This is a genomic window from Domibacillus aminovorans (assembly GCF_001643235.1).
GTDB classification, from domain to species: domain Bacteria; phylum Bacillota; class Bacilli; order Bacillales; family Domibacillaceae; genus Domibacillus; species Domibacillus aminovorans.
In genome coordinates, this window is record NZ_LQWY01000017.1 from 16,075 (window position 1) to 32,884 (window position 16,810).

Here is a 16,810-nt window from a genome sequence, read left to right on the forward strand (position 1 = left end):
ATGTTTACCATTAAAAACGGATCATTCACAGAAACGAAGTCAGATGCACTCCTCGTTGGACTATTTGACAAGCCTTTGAAATTTGAAGGCGTTTTACAAACGCTTGATGATTCCTTTAAAGGAAACCTTACTGAGCTTGTCAAAAACGGCGATCTTTCTGCCAAAAAAGGACAGGGAGCTGTTGTTCCAACGATGGGCCAAATTCAAACGAAGCGCATCATTTTTGCAGGAATTGGCAAAGAAAAAGAAGCAGATTTTCATACGATTCACGAAGCAGTGACGAATGTGGCTAAGCAGTCAAAGAAATATGGACTCGAATCCATTGCTGTTGCACTTGATTCATTTGTGACAGAAAACGTGACGGCTGTTGAAGCAGCCGAAGCGATTTTTGAAGCATTTTTCATGGCACGGTTTCAGTACACGGGCTACCGGACGCCGGGCAACGAACCGGAGAAAATCTTGAAATCGATTGACGTATGGACAGAAGCAGATGTGGTCGAAGCGATGGCGGCGTGTGTTGTCGGTAAAGCGATGGCAGATGGGACGAATACGGCAAGGCGCCTCACGGCGACACCGCCAAATATGATGACGGCTGCCGATCTTGCGGCCCATGCGCAAAAACTTGCCGATCAATATGGGTTTGAGATTGAAATTTTAGAGCGGGCGGATATGGAGAAAATCGGTATGGGGTCATTCCTCGCTGTTGCGCAAGGTTCTGTTGCTCCGCCGAAAATGATTACACTTAAGTATAAGCCGAACGAGGAATGGGAAGATGTGCTTACCTTTGTCGGCAAAGGCGTCACGTTTGATACAGGCGGCTATTCGATTAAATCGAAAGACGGCATTGTCGGCATGAAAACAGATATGGCGGGTGCAGCAGCTGTTCTTGGCGCAATGGAAATCATCGGCGAACTGCGGCCAGATCAGCCAGTGATGGCCGTGATTCCGGCAACTGACAATGTCATTAGCGGCCATGCATTTAAGCCGGATGATGTGATCACGTCGCTGTCAGGCAAAACAATTGAAGTGAAAAACACGGATGCAGAAGGACGGCTCGTGCTGGCAGATGCGATCACATATGCGAAACAGCAGCGCGCGGGCCGAATTGTCGATGTCGCCACATTGACCGGCGGTGTGATTATCGCGCTCGGCAAAGACAAGACGGGCGCATTGACAAACAATAAACCGTTTTTTGAACAGGTGCTCGAAGCATCACACGAAGCGGGCGAATTTATTTGGCAGCTGCCGCTCACCGAATTTGATAAAAAACAAATCCGGCGCAGTGACGTTGCCGATTTAAACAATTCGCCGGGACGTGATGGACACGCGATTATGGGCGGCGGCTTTATCGGTGAATTTGCTGAGAATATCCCGTGGGTTCATCTTGATATTGCCGGAAGTGCAGAAATGTCGCCAGGTGTCATGACACGAACACTGGCAATCCTTGCATTATCGTAAAAAGCATTGACAAGTGAGCGGGCGCTTTGCTATTGTGTAATACGGCTTTTTAGTCTATTAGCACAGTAAAGGAAAAGAGGTACATGTTGATGAATGCAGTAGTTATTGCCGTTCTCATTATGCTCGTTCTCAGCCTGCTCCGCGTCAATGTTGTTTTTTCACTCATTACGGGCGCATTTATAGGCGGATTGATCGGCGGGCTTGGAATGGATGGCACAATCACCGCTTTTTCAGACGGTGTGGGCGGCGGCGCGAACGTAGCGCTCAGTTATGCGATGCTCGGTGGGTTTGCGGTCGCGGTTTCAAGTACCGGATTGCCGGAAGCACTCGTTGATTTCATTTTAAAGTATATTGGCAAAAAAGAAGAGGCACGTTCGCAAAAACTGCCGAAAGCACTTATTCTCATTGTCATTTTGCTAATGGCTTGTTTTTCTCAAAATGTTGTGCCGGTGCACATTGCGTTTATTCCGCTTTTGATTCCGCCATTGTTAAAAATTATGGATGAACTTCGAATTGACCGGCGATTGACTGCTTGTGTTTTAACGTTTGGTCTTATTACACCGTATATGCTTTTACCGGTCGGATTCGGACAAATATTCCAAGGGATTATTGCGACGAATATGACCGCAAGCGGACTTGAAGTAACACTGGATCAAGTGCCGAAAGCGATGTTATTACCCGCTGCGGGCATGCTGGTCGGATTATTGATCGCGGTGTTTTTCTCGTACCGAAAGCCACGTGATTATGAAGATTCACATTTACCGGTTCTAGTTGAATCAGAAGCACATGCCGGTTACACAAAACATGGTTTAATTATCGCAGGTATGGCTATTGTTGCTGCGCTCGCCGCGCAACTATGGACTGAATCAATGGTATTTGGTGCACTTGCCGGGATCATTGTACTGTACGTATTCCGTGCTGTACGCTGGAGTGAAGCGGATCAGCTGCACACAAATGGCATGCGCATGATGGCGTTTATTGGATTTGTCATGATTGCCGCATCTGGTTTTGCGAGCGTTATGGGGGCGACAGGGGACGTTGAGACACTTGTTGAAAATGCAGCGGCGGCAATCGGCGGCAATCGTCCGCTCGGTGCCTTGTTAATGCTCCTTGTAGGCTTACTCGTCACGCTTGGGATCGGTTCTTCGTTTTCAACAGTTCCGATTATCGCAACGATTTTTGTACCGCTTGCGCTCGAACTCGGCTTCAGCCCGATGGCAGCTATTGCGCTCGTCGGAACAGCCGGTGCGCTCGGGGATGCCGGGTCACCTGCGTCAGACAGCACGCTCGGACCGACGTCAGGTTTAAATGCGGACGGACAGCATGATCATATTTGGGATACCGTTGTTCCGACATTTATACATTACAATATTCCGGTCATCATTTTTGGCTGGATCGCAGCGATGGTGCTGTAATTGAAGTGCCCGCTTCCTAAAAAGAACGGGCGCTTTTTTAATTTTTAGGAGGAATGAACATGAAGTTTCAAAGAGAAGGAACATTGATCGCAGCGCTCGGTATGGAGATTGTCGAGATAATCGAAGGACGAGTGGTGATGACCATGCCGGTAGATGAACGGACGCGTCAGCCGTTCGGCTATTTGCATGGTGGCGCATCGGTTGCACTTGCTGAAACGGCGGCAAGTTTAGGTGCAGCGGCACTGATCGACCCTGAAATGGAATTAAGTTTTGGACTAGAAATAAACGCGAATCATATTAAATCAAAGCGTGACGGGATTGTAACAGCGACGGCTGAAATCGAGCATCGAGGCCGGACGACGATGGTGTGGACTATTAAAATTACAGATGAAGAGGGCGCACTGATCTCCTTATCACGCTGTACAATGGCGGTTGTGGAAAAAAGATAGTGTTTACTTGATAGTCAGCAGGGAAAGGTTTAGATGAAGGAGGGACTTCTAATGCCATGGAGCAAAAAGGAGTATCCTGATTCGATGAAAAATTTACCAGAAGATGTACGAGCCAAAGCGATTGAGATTGCCAATGCACTTCTTGAAGTAAGAAAAAGCTGCCAGGAAAAATCACTTTTCAGGCAGCCTTTTTCTTATTATTTCTTATCTTTTAAATCATCCCGGACACTTTTATCCCACATTTTCACCCCGGAATTGTAGGCAGCGCGGCTAATTAAGTGGCCGGCAACCGGAGCGGTAATGAAGAAAAAGGCGATCCCGAGCAAGAGACGGGAGCTGAAAAAGCCGTCTTCAACAAGAAAATAAAGAAATGTCGCCAGAAGAATACACATAACACCAAGTGTGGCGCTCTTAGAGGCCGCATGGTTGCGTGTATAGACATCAGGGAAACGGATGACACCAAATGCCGCAACGAGACTGAAAAACGCGCCTATGAGCAAAAGAAACGCGATGAACACGTCACTGATCACGGTCATATTCGATAATCTCTCCTTTCTCCAAAAACTTCGCATACGCCACCGTTCCGATAAAGGCCAAAATACCAATGAGCAAAATGACATCTAAAAAGTTGCTTGTACCTAGTATCATAGAAAGAACAGCAGTAATCGATACGAGGATGACACCCATCGCATCCAGCGCTACGATGCGATCGGGCGTCGTCGGTCCTTTAACGAGCCGGTAAATAAATCCAAGCATAGCGATGGCCAGCAGGACAAGCGTTATTTTCAACACGATACCTATCATCCTCGGCTCACCTCCATAATGGCTTTTTCAAATGAATTTTTAATGCTATCAATGGCTTCTGACACTTCGCCGATATCAATCGCGTGAATATACAGTGTTTTATTGTCATCCGATACATCAATGACGAGCGTACCCGGAGTCAATGTAATTAAGTTGGACAGCAAAGTAACTTCCCAGTCTGATTTCAATTCCGTCTCCATAGCAAAAATACCTGGACGCATCGTGAGTTTTGGACTGAGTACGAGCTTTAATACGTCAATATTCGCTTTAATCAATTCGATTAAAAATAAGAAAAACAAATACGTAACGGCCCAGACGCGGTGTATGTAAAATCGGTGTATGAAAAATCGGCGCATACAGAACATGACGAGCAGCCCTAGTAAATAGCCAATAATGAACGTTCGTGCACTAAATGAAACTTGCAAAAACATCCAGAGAAACGCTAAAAACACATTTAATAAAATTTGGAATGCCATACCATCTACTCCTTTAACACGGCGTCGATGTAGATTTCCGGATGGATGAGCGTATCAACAGCCTGCATCACATAAGGATATACCGCTTCTGTTCCAACGCCATACAAAACAGACAGCAAGACGAGTACTGCAGCTGGAATGAACAATGAACCTGTCTGCTTTTTCACATCAGGCAAAGGCGTTTCAGGTGTTTTCCAGAAAGCCTCCATAAAGAGATTCACAACGGAATACAAGACAGCTAAACTCGACAGCAAGACGACAATTGAACCGACATATTCTCCTTCTGAAAAGCCAGCGCGAACGATTAACAATTTACCGGTGAATCCAGATAACGGTGGAATACCGGCCAGCGCAAAGGAGGCGAGTAAAAAGGTCCAGCCAAGTGCTGGATACTGACGGATCAGCCCACCCATTTTCGTTAAATTGGACGTGCCGGCAATGTAAATAATGATTCCGCCGAGCAGGAAGAGTGCTGCTTTAACGATCATATCATGAATGAGATAAAACAACGTTCCAGCAATGGATTCTTCGGTCATCGTGGCAATTCCGAACAACAGCACGCCGACCGCAATAATAATGTTATAAATCAAAATTTGTTTTACATCACGATATGCGAGAGCGCCGATGACACCGGCCACAATCGTCAAGAGCGCAAGAAGTGACATTAAGTCATGCGTAAACGGCTGATCGTGATAAAAAAATAGCGTATAGGTCCGCAAAATCGCGTAAATTCCGACTTTTGTAAGAAGAGATCCAAACAAAGCAAGAATGGGCGCAGGTGGTGCAGCGTAAGAACCAGGCAGCCAGAAATAGAGTGGGAAAATAGCCCCTTTTAAGCCGAAAACGATTAAAAACAAAACAGCGAGTACCGTAATGATCGGCTCCGTACTAATCTCAGAAATTCGTGCTGAAATGTGTGCCATATTCAGTGAACCGGTGACGGAATATAAAAATCCGACGGCAATAACGAAAATGGCAGATGAAATGACGTTCACAAGGATGTATTTAATTGATTCACGAAGCTGTATTTTTGTGCTACCAATGACGATTAACACATAGGACGACATGAGCATAATTTCAAAGAATACGAACAAGTTAAAAATATCACCTGTCGTAAATGAACCATTCACACCGAGCAGCAAAAACTGGACGATCGGATAGTAGTAAAATCGTTCACGCCCGTTTCCAATTGAACGGAATGAATAGAGAACGACACATAAGGTAATGATCGATGCCGTTAAGACGAGTAAAATGCTCAGCATGTCCGATACGAGTGTAATACCGAACGGTGCCGGCCAACTGCCCATATCGACGGTTTGAATGCCGTCAGATTTTACTTTTGCCATTAGGATCAGCGCAGACACGACAGTCGAAGCTGAAGCAATAACGGACACGACTCGCTGAGCAAGGACACTTTTAGAGACAAACAGCAAGACAATCGCAGCAATAAGAGGAATGAGAATCGGCAAAACAGGTAAATTAATCATCTGCTTCTGTTCCTTTCAATTGATCCATATTGTCTGTGCCAAGCTCTTGATAGGCGCGATAGGCAATAACAAGGAACAGAGCTGTGACGCCAAAACTGATGACGATCGCGGTTAAAATAAGCGCCTGCGGAACCGGATCCGTGTACGATGCGGCATGTTCACCTAGAACAGGTGCTGCGCCTGTTTTCAGTCCGCCCATCGTCAGCAGCATTAAATGCGTGCCGTGGCTGAGGAGTCCAGTACCAACAATAATTCGGAGCAAGCTTTTTGAAAGCATTAAATAGACAGCCGCTGCAAACAGCAGACCGGCAACAATACACATTAAAATTTCCATTATTCACTCTCTCCAATCGTTTGAATAATGGTCATGGTTACACCAATGACAACAAGGTACACACCAAGGTCAAACAGCATCGCGGTGTGCAGCGATGTTTTGCCGAAAAGCGGCAGTTGAAAATAGTCGTATGCATGTGTGAAAAACGGAACATTAAAAATCAATGATCCGGCGGCTGTACCGGCTGAAAACAATAGGCCGAGACTAATGAGCCATTTAAAATCAACCGAAAATCCTTGTTTAACCGTTTTCATATCAAATGCGAGCATTAATAAGACAATCGCCCCTGAAGTGAGCAGCCCGCCGACAAATCCGCCTCCCGGGTAATAGTGTCCGGCAAAGAAAAGATGAACGGCGAAAAAGATAATCATAAAGAAAACGACTTTGGCGACAGTTTGAAAGATCACATCATTCGTTTTCATTCTGTTCGCCGCCTTTCTCCAAACGTAATTTAATCAATCCATAAATACCGAGTGCTGCAACAGACAGCACTGAAATTTCAAACAATGTGTCAAAGCCGCGGAAGTCAACGAGAATCACATTGACCATATTTTCGCCGCCCGCTTTCGTGTGCGTGTTTTCAATGTAATATTCATTGATCGATGGAAATAGTTTTGTGCTGTGCGCTGAAATTCCGATCAGCGCCACGATGAGGCCGACACCAGCGGCAATGACCGCATTGCCAATTTGGAAACGTCTTTTTTCCTCATGACGTGACAATTTTGGCAAATGATAAAAACAAAGTAAGAATAAAGCTGTTGAAACCGTTTCAATGACGAGTTGTGTCAACGCAAGATCCGGCGCGCGGAAAATGACGAAGAAAAGCGATACACTGTACCCGACTGCACCAAGCGAAATAATCGATGTAAGACGTGATTTGGCCATTAAAATGGTAGCTGTTGCGATCAACAGGGCAATAAGCAGTCCAACTTCATAAAAGCCAATCGATGCCGTATTTGATGAATCAAATCGGAATGCATCTTTCACCCAGATTGTAAAGCCAAGAATGGCAATGAAAAAAGCAAAAATATAAACGAGGTAGCTGCGGATAAACCCAGTCATATATGACTTTGTCAGCGAGTGTGAACCGCGCTCTGCAGTATACAAACTGGCGTTATACAGTTTATTGAGTGTGACTCTTCCCGGGAAATAATCGTACATTCCGATCCATTTCGGCAAAAATTTGTACAAGATCATCCCAATAACGACAACCCCAATTGTCATCATTAATTCCGTCGTAAACCCGTGCCAGAATGAAATATGTACGTCGAGCTGGCTGCCGTTTGGAATAATGGATGGCACGATGGCGGCGGCAGCTGGTTGAATTAAGCTGTATGACAACAAATTCGGAAATAAACCGAATATGATCACAAGAGCTGCGAGCACAATCGGTGAAATTAACATCCCAACCGGTGCTTCATGCGGCTTTTTCTCCAGTTTTTCTGGCTGAAATTTACCGCCGAATACTTTGAAGACGATAATCATGCTGTAAATGAACGTGAACACACTGCCGATCCATGCTAGAACAGGGAATAGAAGTCCCCACGTTTCCAGATTGAACAAATTCAGTTCAGCTAACTGTACCATTGATAAAAGAAACATTTCTTTACTTAAAAACCCATTGAATGGCGGCAGACCAGCCATTGAAAAGGCACCGATTACAGATAAAGTGAATGTTATCGGCATCAAGCTCATTAATCCGCCAAGGCGCCGAATATCGCGCGTCCCTGTTTCATGGTCAATAATACCGGTCACCATAAACAGACTGCCTTTGAACGTCGCATGATTAATTAAATGGAACACGGCCGCAATAACGGCTGCTGTGTACAAGTTATCATCCAGGGAGTCAAAGTGAAGTGCTGCTGAACCGGCACCGAGTAGCGACATAATTAAGCCGAGCTGACTGACCGTTGAAAACGCGAGAATCCCTTTTAAATCCGTTTGTTTAATGGCATTGAAGGACGCCCATACCATCGTGAATAACCCAACTGCGCCGACAATCCAGAACCAGTAGCCAGAAAAAGCAAAAATAGGACTGAACCGGGCAACAAGGTAAATACCTGCTTTCACCATCGTCGCTGAGTGCAAGTACGCACTGACAGGAGTAGGCGCTTCCATTGCATCAGGCAGCCAGATGTAAAAAGGAAACTGTGCCGACTTCGTAAACGCACCGAGCAAAATGAGGATCATCGCCAGTAAAAAGAGCGGATGATTGTTCAGTTCTGGTGCCTGAGCAGCGAGCTCACGAATACTGAACGTATCGCCCATAATCGATAGAATGAGAAAACCACCGAGCATCATCAATCCACCGAATACGGTAATAAGCATTGATTTCAATGCGCCATAACGGGAGCGGTCGCGGTCAAACCAGTACGCAATTAAGAGGAAGGATGAAATAGATGTCAATTCCCAGAACATGTACAGCGTAATTACGTTATCCGATAAAACGACACCGAGCATCGCCCCCATAAACATAAGCAAATACACGTAAAAATGCTGTAAACTTTCTTTTGTTTTGGACAAATAGTAAATAGAGTACAGCACAACGAGTGCCCCGATTCCGGTAATGAGAAGAACAAATAGTAAGCTAAGGCCATCTACATACGCCGTGAAATCAATACCGAGCGATGGAATCCAGGCAGCTGTTTGCATAATGGAGCCATTATTCATCGTTACAGGAAGATATTGAAGAAACGAAACAAACAGAACGACCGGCAAGATCAAAACGAACCAGCCTGTATGTATAGCTGCTGCTTTTTTTCGCACGAAAGGAACGAATGAGGCCATAATAAAAGGAGCGAGTATGGCCCAGTGAAGCAAAGACAATGAAATCCCTCCTAAAGTATAGTATATGTTTAAAAGTATAGCGTAAAAAAAATGATTGTGCATCGCATAATTTAGGATGTGTGTGAAAACGCAATCATTATAATAAATATGAAGGAGATCGGTGATTTCAATTAAATAAAAAAATTTAAATATAGTGAAACTATGCAAAATTTGCTAGAGTTTGTGCCTATTATCCAAAAAATATCGAAAATTGCTTGTCATAGCAACCATCCTCTTGCATAATGAACAGTGACTGACTGTGACAGGGGAGAATCAATTTAATGAAAAATACATATTTAACCGGCTATATGCCGCTTCTTGCTATTTTACTTTTTAGCTTGTCGCTCGCTATGTATGGACAAGCTCTCGTTGTTGAAGTGCTTCAAAAAGCGAACTTATATAGCGGAATGCTCGATTTCTTTACAAAAACGGAAATGAATCTTGTGGTGATCGGCGGCCTTATGCTTGTATTCACAATGCTTTTCTCCACGCTTAAGTTGCTGGCGAATACAGCGAATGAACTCGCCCTTTTATTTTTTTCAAAAGATACAGAAGGCGAATTGTTGAAAAAAGCACGGTTTGGTGCTGTTATTTTTTTCATCGGCGGGCTTGTCTCTCTAATTAGCTTTTCGTCTGCTGCTGGTATTCTTATTATTTTTCTCGTAACGGCAATGGCTTACATCGGTTATTTCGTTTACAAATTAAGCCCCCATATTACGACACCGCAAATGATTGGTATTATCGTTTTTGAAGCACTGTTCTGGATTTTCTTCGGCTTGTTGCTTGCTTTAATTATCATGAAACTATACAACGGCATTTTAGCGTCTCTGCCATTGTGAAAAAGAACGGTCTCCGGAAAATTCCAGAGACTTTTTTTATGATTGTGACGAAGTGCAGGTACGTGTAAACAAACGTGTCCCGACTGGCCATTTAGCCGGGCGGGACACGTTTGAAATTAGGCAAATAATGCGGCAATCGATGCTTTATCCGGTTTAATAATCCCTTTTTCCGTCACGATACCTGTGATCAAGTCAGCAGGTGCAACGTCAAACGCAGGATTGAACACATTCACGCCGTCTGGTGCGATATTTACTCCGTTCACATGCGTAATCTCACTCGGGTCGCGTTCTTCAATCGGAATCGCGTCGCCGTTTGGCGTATCAAGATCAAAGGTTGACAGTGGAGCCGCGATGTAAAATGGAATGCCAAATGACTTTGCTAGAACCGCCAGACCGAATGTGCCGATTTTGTTGGCAGAGTCACCGTTAGCTGCAATCCGGTCTGCACCGGTAATGACGGCTGAAATCTGTTTCATTTTCATCGTGTGTGCGGCCATGCTATCCGTAATGAGTGTTACGTCGATATCTGCTTGCATTAATTCCCACGTTGTCAGACGAGCACCTTGAAATACAGGACGCGTTTCACATGCGAAAACAGACAGATGGATGCCACGCTCTTTCGCTAAAAAGAAGGGAGCAAGCGCTGTGCCGTATTTTGCCGTCGCAATGGAACCCGCATTGCAAATTGTCATGACCCGGTCGCCGTTTTGAAACAATGTAAGCGCATGTTCGCCGATCGAGCGGCACACTTCTGCATCTTCTTTTTGAATCGTCAGCGCTTCCGCCAATACGTTTTCACGCAATGACTGAGCGGTATTTGATCGTACGACCACTTCATTCATTCGGTTCAGCGCCCAAAATAAGTTGACGGCCGTCGGACGTGACTGCGACAAATAGCCGCTGTCCATAAATACTTGCTCTTTCAGTTCATGAACATCCTCTGTCTTACATGTGAGTGCTGATAAGGCAACACCGAACGCTGCTGCAATGCCAATCGCCGGAGCACCTCGTACAGCAAGCGATTTAATCGCTTCAAATACAGATTCTACCGTTCCAAGCGTCAAGTATTCCGTTACATGCGGCAATTTGCGCTGATCTAACAGCCGAATCGTATGATTTTCCCAACTAACAGATTGTGGGATAGTCATTAAAGCCCCTCCTTAAACGCCGCGACGAGCTGATCCGCAGACGTATAACGGGCCCGTTCTTTTACAAAATGCGCACCCATCGACAAAGACTGGCGTTTTGCTTCTAAACGCGTTGCTTCATCTTCTATGCTATCGAGATCTTTCACATGGGCAAGACCAATCGTCCGACGTATCATTTCAAGCCCCATAAAACCGGTCGCTTGCTCAAAAATATCAGCCAAAAGCCATTCCAGATAACCATCTGTTTGAGCAAAAGCTTCTGTATTGTTTTCATTCCACAAACGTGTAAACTCAGCGGTAAACACATCCCACACTGTCACAACATGCGCATATAACGGTGCGCGGCGTGACTCTTCGCGAGAAAAGGCATTCATAAATAAGTTTGCTGTAAAATGGGCAATATCAAACCCGAACGGTCCGTAAAACGCAAACTCTGGATCAATCACTTTCGTTTCGGTCCCGCTTGCGAAAATACTGCCTGTATGAAGGTCACCATGCAAAAGCGCATCACCCGACGTTAAAAATAATCGTTTTAACTGTGCGGCATGGAGCTTCAAATTTGAATCTTGCCATAATTTTTCTACATCCGGCCGAAGCCCTTCTTCAAAATCATTTGTGTCGGCATCAAAAAACGGATCTGTAAACACAAGTCCTTCAGTAATATCACACAGCTCGGGATTGCAAAACGTATTTTGTAACTTTTTCTTTTCCTGCGGCCCGAGCGCAAAGTCGGATGTGCCGTAAAGCGTGCGGGCGATGAATTCACCAGTATGCTGCGCGATGAGCGGATAATCTTCACCATTAATAAGGCCTGTACGGGCAATTTCTAAATAGGATAAATCTTCCATCATTGTAATAGCCAAATTCTTATCAGAATAGTAGATTTTAGGGGTATAATCAGGTGCGAATTGACCTTGCAAACGGAGTGCCCGATTTTCGATATCAGCTCGTTCAAGTGTAAGCGGCCAGCTTTCGCCAACAACTTTTGCATAAGGAAGTGCCTGTTTGACGATGACGCTTTTTTCTGTTCCTTTTATATGGAACACGTAGTTTAAATTCCCGTCGCCAATTTCTTGACAAGAAAGGGTTTCAGATTCAGCAAATAAGCCAAGTTTTTTCACAAGGGAAACAGCTGATTCGGTCGTTAACGCTTCATATAAAGACATGTTTATCCCTCCGAATATATTTACAATTCGACAAATAGCATATATATTAATGACTGAAATTGCAAGAACAATTTAAGTAGGTGTATAAATGACTCAATTTGATCAATCGACATTGTTAAATACGCTGCCGAAACAGTTTTTTGCGGCGTTGACGAAAAAAGCAGCACAGTATGTGAACGCAGGACACGACGTCATTAATCTCGGACAGGGAAACCCGGATCAGCCGACCCCTCAGCATATTGTAGACTCGCTGAAAACCGCGGCGGATCACTCTGATTTTCATAAGTATCCCCCGTTTCAAGGACAGCTGTTTTTAAAAGAAGCAGCTGCCGAATTTTACAAGCGAGAATATGACGTAGACCTCGATCCAGAAAAGGAAGTCGCTATTTTGTTTGGCGGAAAAGCCGGACTCGTCGAATTGCCGATATGTTTATTGAACCCAGGTGATTACATGCTCGTGCCGGACCCCGGCTATCCGGATTACTGGTCAGGGGCAGCGCTGGCCGGAGCGAAGATGGATTACATGCCGCTTACAGCCGAAAACGGCTTTTTGCCAGATTACAGTGTGATGGACAGTGAACAGCTGGAGCGGGCAAAGCTTTTGCTACTAAATTATCCGAACAATCCGACCGGTGCCCAGGCAAATCCGGCCTTTTTTGATGAGACAGTTCATCTTGCTAGGCAGCATAACATATGTGTTGTGCACGATTTCGCTTATGGCGGTGTTGGATTTGATGGTGTTAAGCCACCGAGCTTTTTACAAGCAGAGGGGGCAAAAGACATCGGTGTAGAAGTGTATACATTATCGAAAACATACAACATGGCTGGATGGCGTGTTGGCTTTGTCGCAGGAAATAAAAGTGTCATTTCAGCGATTAATTTATTGCAGGATCACATGTATGTGAGCTTGTTCAGTGCGATTCAAAAAGCAGCGGCGGATGCATTAACCGGTCCGCAAGACTGTGTCCGTGAACTTACGGACATGTACGAACGCCGCCGCAACGTGTTCATTCAGGCGTGCAAGAAAATTGGCTGGGATGTCACTGCACCAGCGGGTTCCTTTTTCGTCTGGCTTCCAGTGCCAGCACCCTATACATCGGTTGAATTTGCCGATGTACTTTTGGAAAAAGCCCATGTCGTCACGGCACCAGGAATTGGATTTGGCACATATGGAGAAGGCTACGTGCGTGTGGGGTTATTGACGGATGAGAATAGACTGTTAGAAGCCGTTGAACGAATCGGAAAGCAGGAGCTCTTTGTTGACAAAATGAGAAAAAAATGACATAATCCCAGTAAACTAGTTGGCATTCAGAATGGAGAACGAGTGATGAGTGAAGTGATCGCAACGTACCGGCTGTTTGATAAAGGCGGCCAATTTGAAAAAAAAGCAGAAGGTATCGCACTCGGTTTGACAATCGGTTCATGGACTGACTTGCCGCATCTTGAGCAGGAGCAGTTAAAGAAGCATAAAGGGCGAGTCATATCGATTAAAGAAACGGGACGTGAAACGACAGAAGGACGGGAAGCAGATGTTACAATTGCGTATCCCGCGGCAAACTTCAGCACCGATTTGCCGGCTATTTTGGTAACGGTATTTGGTAAATTATCATTAGATGGTGTCATCCGGTTAATGGATCTTGATTTTTCAAGTGATTTGGCAAGATGGTTTCCGGGTCCGAAGTTTGGTGTACAAGGTATTCGTGAATTAACAGGTGCCTATGACCGTCCACTCGTTATGAGCATATTTAAAGGCGTCATTGGCCGTGACCTGTCGTATATGGAAAGACAGCTAAGAGCGCAGCTTAATGGCGGCATTGACATTATTAAAGACGATGAAATTTTATTTGAAAATAAGTTGACGCCATTTGAAGAGCGATTGAAGCTTGGCAAACAGGTCATCGTGGAAAGCGGTAAAAAAGCGTTGTATGCGGTGAATTTAACTGGACGCACGTGTGACCTAAAAGAAAAAGCACGCCGCGGCATTGAACTCGGTGCAACAGCCTATCTATTTAACGTATTCGCATATGGGCTGGATGTGTTACAGGAACTCGCAGAAGACCGCGATATTCCGGTGCCGATTATGGCGCATCCGGCTATATCCGGCGCATTTACATCCGCACCGCATCACGGTATATCGACAGAATTGATGCTCGGCAAGCTCGTCCGTATGGCAGGTGCTGATTTCACATTGTTCCCGTCGCCATATGGATCGGTGGCACTGGAGCGGACCGCAGCTTTGAAAACAGCGGAAATGGCGCTTGAAGACAGCATTTATAAACAGACGTTTCCAGTGCCATCTGCTGGTATTCATCCGGGGCTTGTGCCTGTACTGTATGAGGATTTCGGAATGAATTCAATCATTAATGCAGGCGGCGGCGTTCACGGCCATCCGAATGGTGCAGCAGGCGGCGGACGTGCATTCCGTCAAGCTGTAGATGCGGTCGTATCTGGCTGGACGATTGAAGAAGCAGCAAAGCAACACGAAGACTTACGTGTCGCACTTGAATTGTGGGGAACAGGTAAGTGATGAAGAATACTGTACTCATTTGTGATTTTGACGGCACGATTACAAAAAATGATAACATTATCGCCATCATGAAACAGTTTGCACCAGCCGGTTGGGAAGAGTTAAAAGATGGTGTACTCACGCAGCAGATTTCGATTAAAGAAGGCGTCGGGAAAATGTTTGCGCTCCTTCCATCATCGCAAAAAGAAGAAATCACTGACTTCATTTTACATGATGCGAAAATTCGTGAAGGCTTTGCGGATTTTGTGGCGTATGCGAAAGAGGCTGGAATTCCGCTTTATATAGTAAGCGGGGGGATGGACTTTTTTGTGAAGCCGATATTAAAGGGCTTTGTCCCAGAAGACTATATCTATTGCAATACGGCTGATTTTTCGGGTGAATACATTCATATTGACTGGCCTCATTCGTGCGATGAGCATTGTCATAACGAGTGCGGATGCTGCAAGCCTTCGATCGTTCGTGATATTGCAAAAGGGAAAGATATTATCGTGATTGGCGATTCGATTACGGACCTGGAAGCAGCTAAACTCGCCGACTTTGTGATTGCACGTGATTTATTGCTCGAAAAAAGTCGTGCACTTGGTTTGACCCACAAGCCGTTTGATACATTTTATGAAGTCATTGATCATGTGAAAGAGGTAGTCAAATGAATACAATGCAATTACGTTGGAATGATCTGGCGGATGTGAAGCGGGAGCTTGCGGCGCGTGACTGGTTCCCGGGGACGAGCGGCAATTTATCGATTAAAGTGGATGATGCGTCGTTCCTTGTCACGGCAAGCGGAAAAGATAAGCGGAAAGAAACGAAGGAAGACTTTTTGCTTGTAGACTCACAAGGTGCAGCGATTGAAGGCTTTGCCGGCAAGCCATCCGCTGAAACGCTTTTGCATGTAGAAGTGTACGGTAAAACGGACGCCGGGTGCAGCCTGCATGTGCATACGATTGACAACAATGTGATTTCGGAATTGTATGGTGACAAGGGTGAAGTGACGTTTACCGGACAGGAAATTATTAAAGCGTTCGGTATATGGGAAGAGCATGCGTCGGTGACTGTGCCCATTATACCAAACTATGCGAACATTCCGAAGCTTGCTGAAGAGTTTGGCAAGTACGTGTCAGCCGACGCCGGTGCCGTATTAATTCGTAACCATGGCATTACCGTTTGGGGCCGCGATGCGTTTGAAGCGAAAAAGTTTTTAGAAGCGTATGAATTTTTATTTTCATGGCATATTAAATTACTTATCCTGAAAGGAAGATGAACAAATGGCATCTATTTATTTTCAAGAAACAGGTGAACGTGTAACGGATCGAAATGCAGTCAGTGCTTTTTTAACAGGGCAGGAAGTTATTTATGAAAACTGGGATATTACGAAGCTTCCCGAAAATTTGCGTGAAAATTATTCGTTGACAGATGAAGAGAAGCAACAAGTACTTGATGTATTCAAGCCAGAACTTGACGATATTTCTGAACGACGCGGCTATCAGGCACGTGATATCATTTCTTTATCAGACAGCACACCGAACCTCGATGAATTGTTGAAAAAATTTGAAAATATTCACATTCATACAGATGATGAAGTACGCTTTATTGTGAGCGGACATGGTATTTTCGCGATCCAAGCGAAAGATGGCCAATTTTTCAATGTAGAGCTTGAGCCGGGCGATTTAATTTCAGTTCCGGTCAACACACGTCATTACTTCACATTAATGGAAGATCGTAAAGTAGTGGCCGTCCGTGTCTTCGTTACTCAAGAAGGATGGGTGCCGATTTACGACGACGAGCAGAAAAAAGCATAAATATAAACGTGAAGAACCGGAACAGCTGACAAAGTGTTCCGGTTTTTTTTGAAAAAAATACCCCGCAGCCAGATTGCGGTGCGGG

At 45.0% G+C, this 16,810-nt stretch carries 18 protein-coding genes and 1 pseudogene; 10 read left to right on the forward strand and 9 right to left on the reverse strand.

The window, feature by feature from the left end:
- From AWH49_RS08075 to AWH49_RS21440, 4 genes and pseudogenes are all read left to right on the forward strand, one after another.
- The gene (locus tag AWH49_RS08075) at window positions 1–1,458 is read left to right on the forward strand and encodes a leucyl aminopeptidase (protein ID WP_063965280.1); all 1,458 of its coding nucleotides are present in this window, start codon (window positions 1–3) and stop codon (window positions 1,456–1,458) included.
- An 89-nt stretch (window positions 1,459–1,547) separates the two neighbouring features.
- A complete protein-coding gene (locus AWH49_RS08080; RefSeq protein WP_063965281.1) occupies window positions 1,548–2,873 on the forward strand; it encodes a Na+/H+ antiporter family protein in 1,326 nt (441 codons plus the stop codon).
- A gap of 59 nt (window positions 2,874–2,932) precedes the next feature.
- Window positions 2,933–3,322 (forward strand): hotdog fold thioesterase, encoded by a 390-nt coding sequence (locus AWH49_RS08085; protein WP_018394263.1) that lies wholly within the window; start codon window positions 2,933–2,935, stop codon window positions 3,320–3,322.
- A 51-nt stretch (window positions 3,323–3,373) separates the two neighbouring features.
- Window positions 3,374–3,469, forward strand: a pseudogene (locus tag AWH49_RS21440) (DUF2188 domain-containing protein); the annotation flags it as partial.
- 50 nt (window positions 3,470–3,519) lie between these two features.
- Here the strand turns inward: AWH49_RS21440 and mnhG are convergent.
- Genes mnhG through AWH49_RS08120 form a run of 7 tightly spaced genes read right to left on the reverse strand, consistent with a single transcriptional unit; the run spans window position 3,520 to window position 9,249 of the window.
- Complete coding sequence (mnhG, locus tag AWH49_RS08090) at window positions 3,520–3,858, reverse strand: monovalent cation/H(+) antiporter subunit G (protein WP_034286410.1); 339 nt, start codon at window positions 3,856–3,858, stop codon at window positions 3,520–3,522.
- Window positions 3,842–4,126, reverse strand: coding sequence for a Na(+)/H(+) antiporter subunit F1 (locus tag AWH49_RS08095; protein WP_034286409.1), 285 nt, complete (start codon window positions 4,124–4,126; stop codon window positions 3,842–3,844). Before AWH49_RS08095 ends, mnhG begins: the two co-directional genes overlap by 17 nt.
- Window positions 4,123–4,602, reverse strand: a complete 480-nt coding sequence (locus tag AWH49_RS08100) for a Na+/H+ antiporter subunit E (protein WP_018394260.1) — start codon at window positions 4,600–4,602, stop codon at window positions 4,123–4,125. The genes AWH49_RS08095 and AWH49_RS08100 overlap by 4 nt, the downstream gene beginning before the upstream one ends.
- Window positions 4,603–4,607: 5 nt before the next feature.
- Window positions 4,608–6,089, reverse strand: a complete 1,482-nt coding sequence (locus tag AWH49_RS08105) for a Na+/H+ antiporter subunit D (protein WP_063965282.1) — start codon at window positions 6,087–6,089, stop codon at window positions 4,608–4,610.
- Window positions 6,082–6,423: a Na(+)/H(+) antiporter subunit C gene (locus AWH49_RS08110; RefSeq protein ID WP_018394258.1), complete on the reverse strand. Its 342-nt coding sequence runs from the start codon at window positions 6,421–6,423 to the stop codon at window positions 6,082–6,084. Before AWH49_RS08110 ends, AWH49_RS08105 begins: the two co-directional genes overlap by 8 nt.
- The gene (locus tag AWH49_RS08115; protein WP_063965283.1) at window positions 6,423–6,845 is read right to left on the reverse strand and encodes a Na(+)/H(+) antiporter subunit B; all 423 of its coding nucleotides are present in this window, start codon (window positions 6,843–6,845) and stop codon (window positions 6,423–6,425) included. The genes AWH49_RS08110 and AWH49_RS08115 overlap by 1 nt, the downstream gene beginning before the upstream one ends.
- Complete coding sequence (locus AWH49_RS08120; protein WP_063965284.1) at window positions 6,832–9,249, reverse strand: Na+/H+ antiporter subunit A; 2,418 nt, start codon at window positions 9,247–9,249, stop codon at window positions 6,832–6,834. Before AWH49_RS08120 ends, AWH49_RS08115 begins: the two co-directional genes overlap by 14 nt.
- A gap of 281 nt (window positions 9,250–9,530) precedes the next feature.
- Between AWH49_RS08120 and AWH49_RS08125 the strand changes: the two genes are divergently transcribed.
- Window positions 9,531–10,088, forward strand: coding sequence for a DUF5366 family protein (locus AWH49_RS08125; RefSeq protein ID WP_063965285.1), 558 nt, complete (start codon window positions 9,531–9,533; stop codon window positions 10,086–10,088).
- Between the two features lie 116 nt (window positions 10,089–10,204).
- Here AWH49_RS08125 and mtnA read toward each other — a convergent pair whose 3' ends face one another.
- Entirely contained in the window at window positions 10,205–11,236 is a 1,032-nt protein-coding gene (gene mtnA, locus AWH49_RS08130; protein ID WP_063965286.1) for an S-methyl-5-thioribose-1-phosphate isomerase, read from the reverse strand.
- Window positions 11,236–12,402: an S-methyl-5-thioribose kinase gene (gene mtnK / locus AWH49_RS08135; protein ID WP_063965287.1), complete on the reverse strand. Its 1,167-nt coding sequence runs from the start codon at window positions 12,400–12,402 to the stop codon at window positions 11,236–11,238. The genes mtnA and mtnK overlap by 1 nt, the downstream gene beginning before the upstream one ends.
- Before the next feature lie 88 nt (window positions 12,403–12,490).
- On the opposite strand from mtnK, the gene AWH49_RS08140 reads away from it, so the two are divergent.
- From AWH49_RS08140 to AWH49_RS08160, 5 genes are read left to right on the forward strand one after another with little or no spacing between them, the layout of a single operon-like run.
- A complete protein-coding gene (locus AWH49_RS08140) occupies window positions 12,491–13,684 on the forward strand; it encodes a pyridoxal phosphate-dependent aminotransferase (RefSeq protein WP_063965288.1) in 1,194 nt (397 codons plus the stop codon).
- Window positions 13,685–13,729: 45 nt separating this feature from the next.
- Window positions 13,730–14,929 carry a 2,3-diketo-5-methylthiopentyl-1-phosphate enolase gene (locus AWH49_RS08145; RefSeq protein ID WP_063965289.1) on the forward strand — a complete coding sequence of 400 codons (1,200 nt, stop codon included), beginning with the start codon at window positions 13,730–13,732 and terminating at the stop codon, window positions 14,927–14,929.
- The gene (locus tag AWH49_RS08150) at window positions 14,929–15,579 is read left to right on the forward strand and encodes a 2-hydroxy-3-keto-5-methylthiopentenyl-1-phosphate phosphatase (protein WP_063965300.1); all 651 of its coding nucleotides are present in this window, start codon (window positions 14,929–14,931) and stop codon (window positions 15,577–15,579) included. The genes AWH49_RS08145 and AWH49_RS08150 overlap by 1 nt, the downstream gene beginning before the upstream one ends.
- Window positions 15,576–16,187, forward strand: coding sequence for a methylthioribulose 1-phosphate dehydratase (locus tag AWH49_RS08155; protein ID WP_034286398.1), 612 nt, complete (start codon window positions 15,576–15,578; stop codon window positions 16,185–16,187). Before AWH49_RS08150 ends, AWH49_RS08155 begins: the two co-directional genes overlap by 4 nt.
- A 4-nt stretch (window positions 16,188–16,191) precedes the next feature.
- Window positions 16,192–16,725 (forward strand): 1,2-dihydroxy-3-keto-5-methylthiopentene dioxygenase, encoded by a 534-nt coding sequence (locus AWH49_RS08160; RefSeq protein ID WP_018394248.1) that lies wholly within the window; start codon window positions 16,192–16,194, stop codon window positions 16,723–16,725.
- Window positions 16,726–16,810 lie beyond the last annotated feature (85 nt).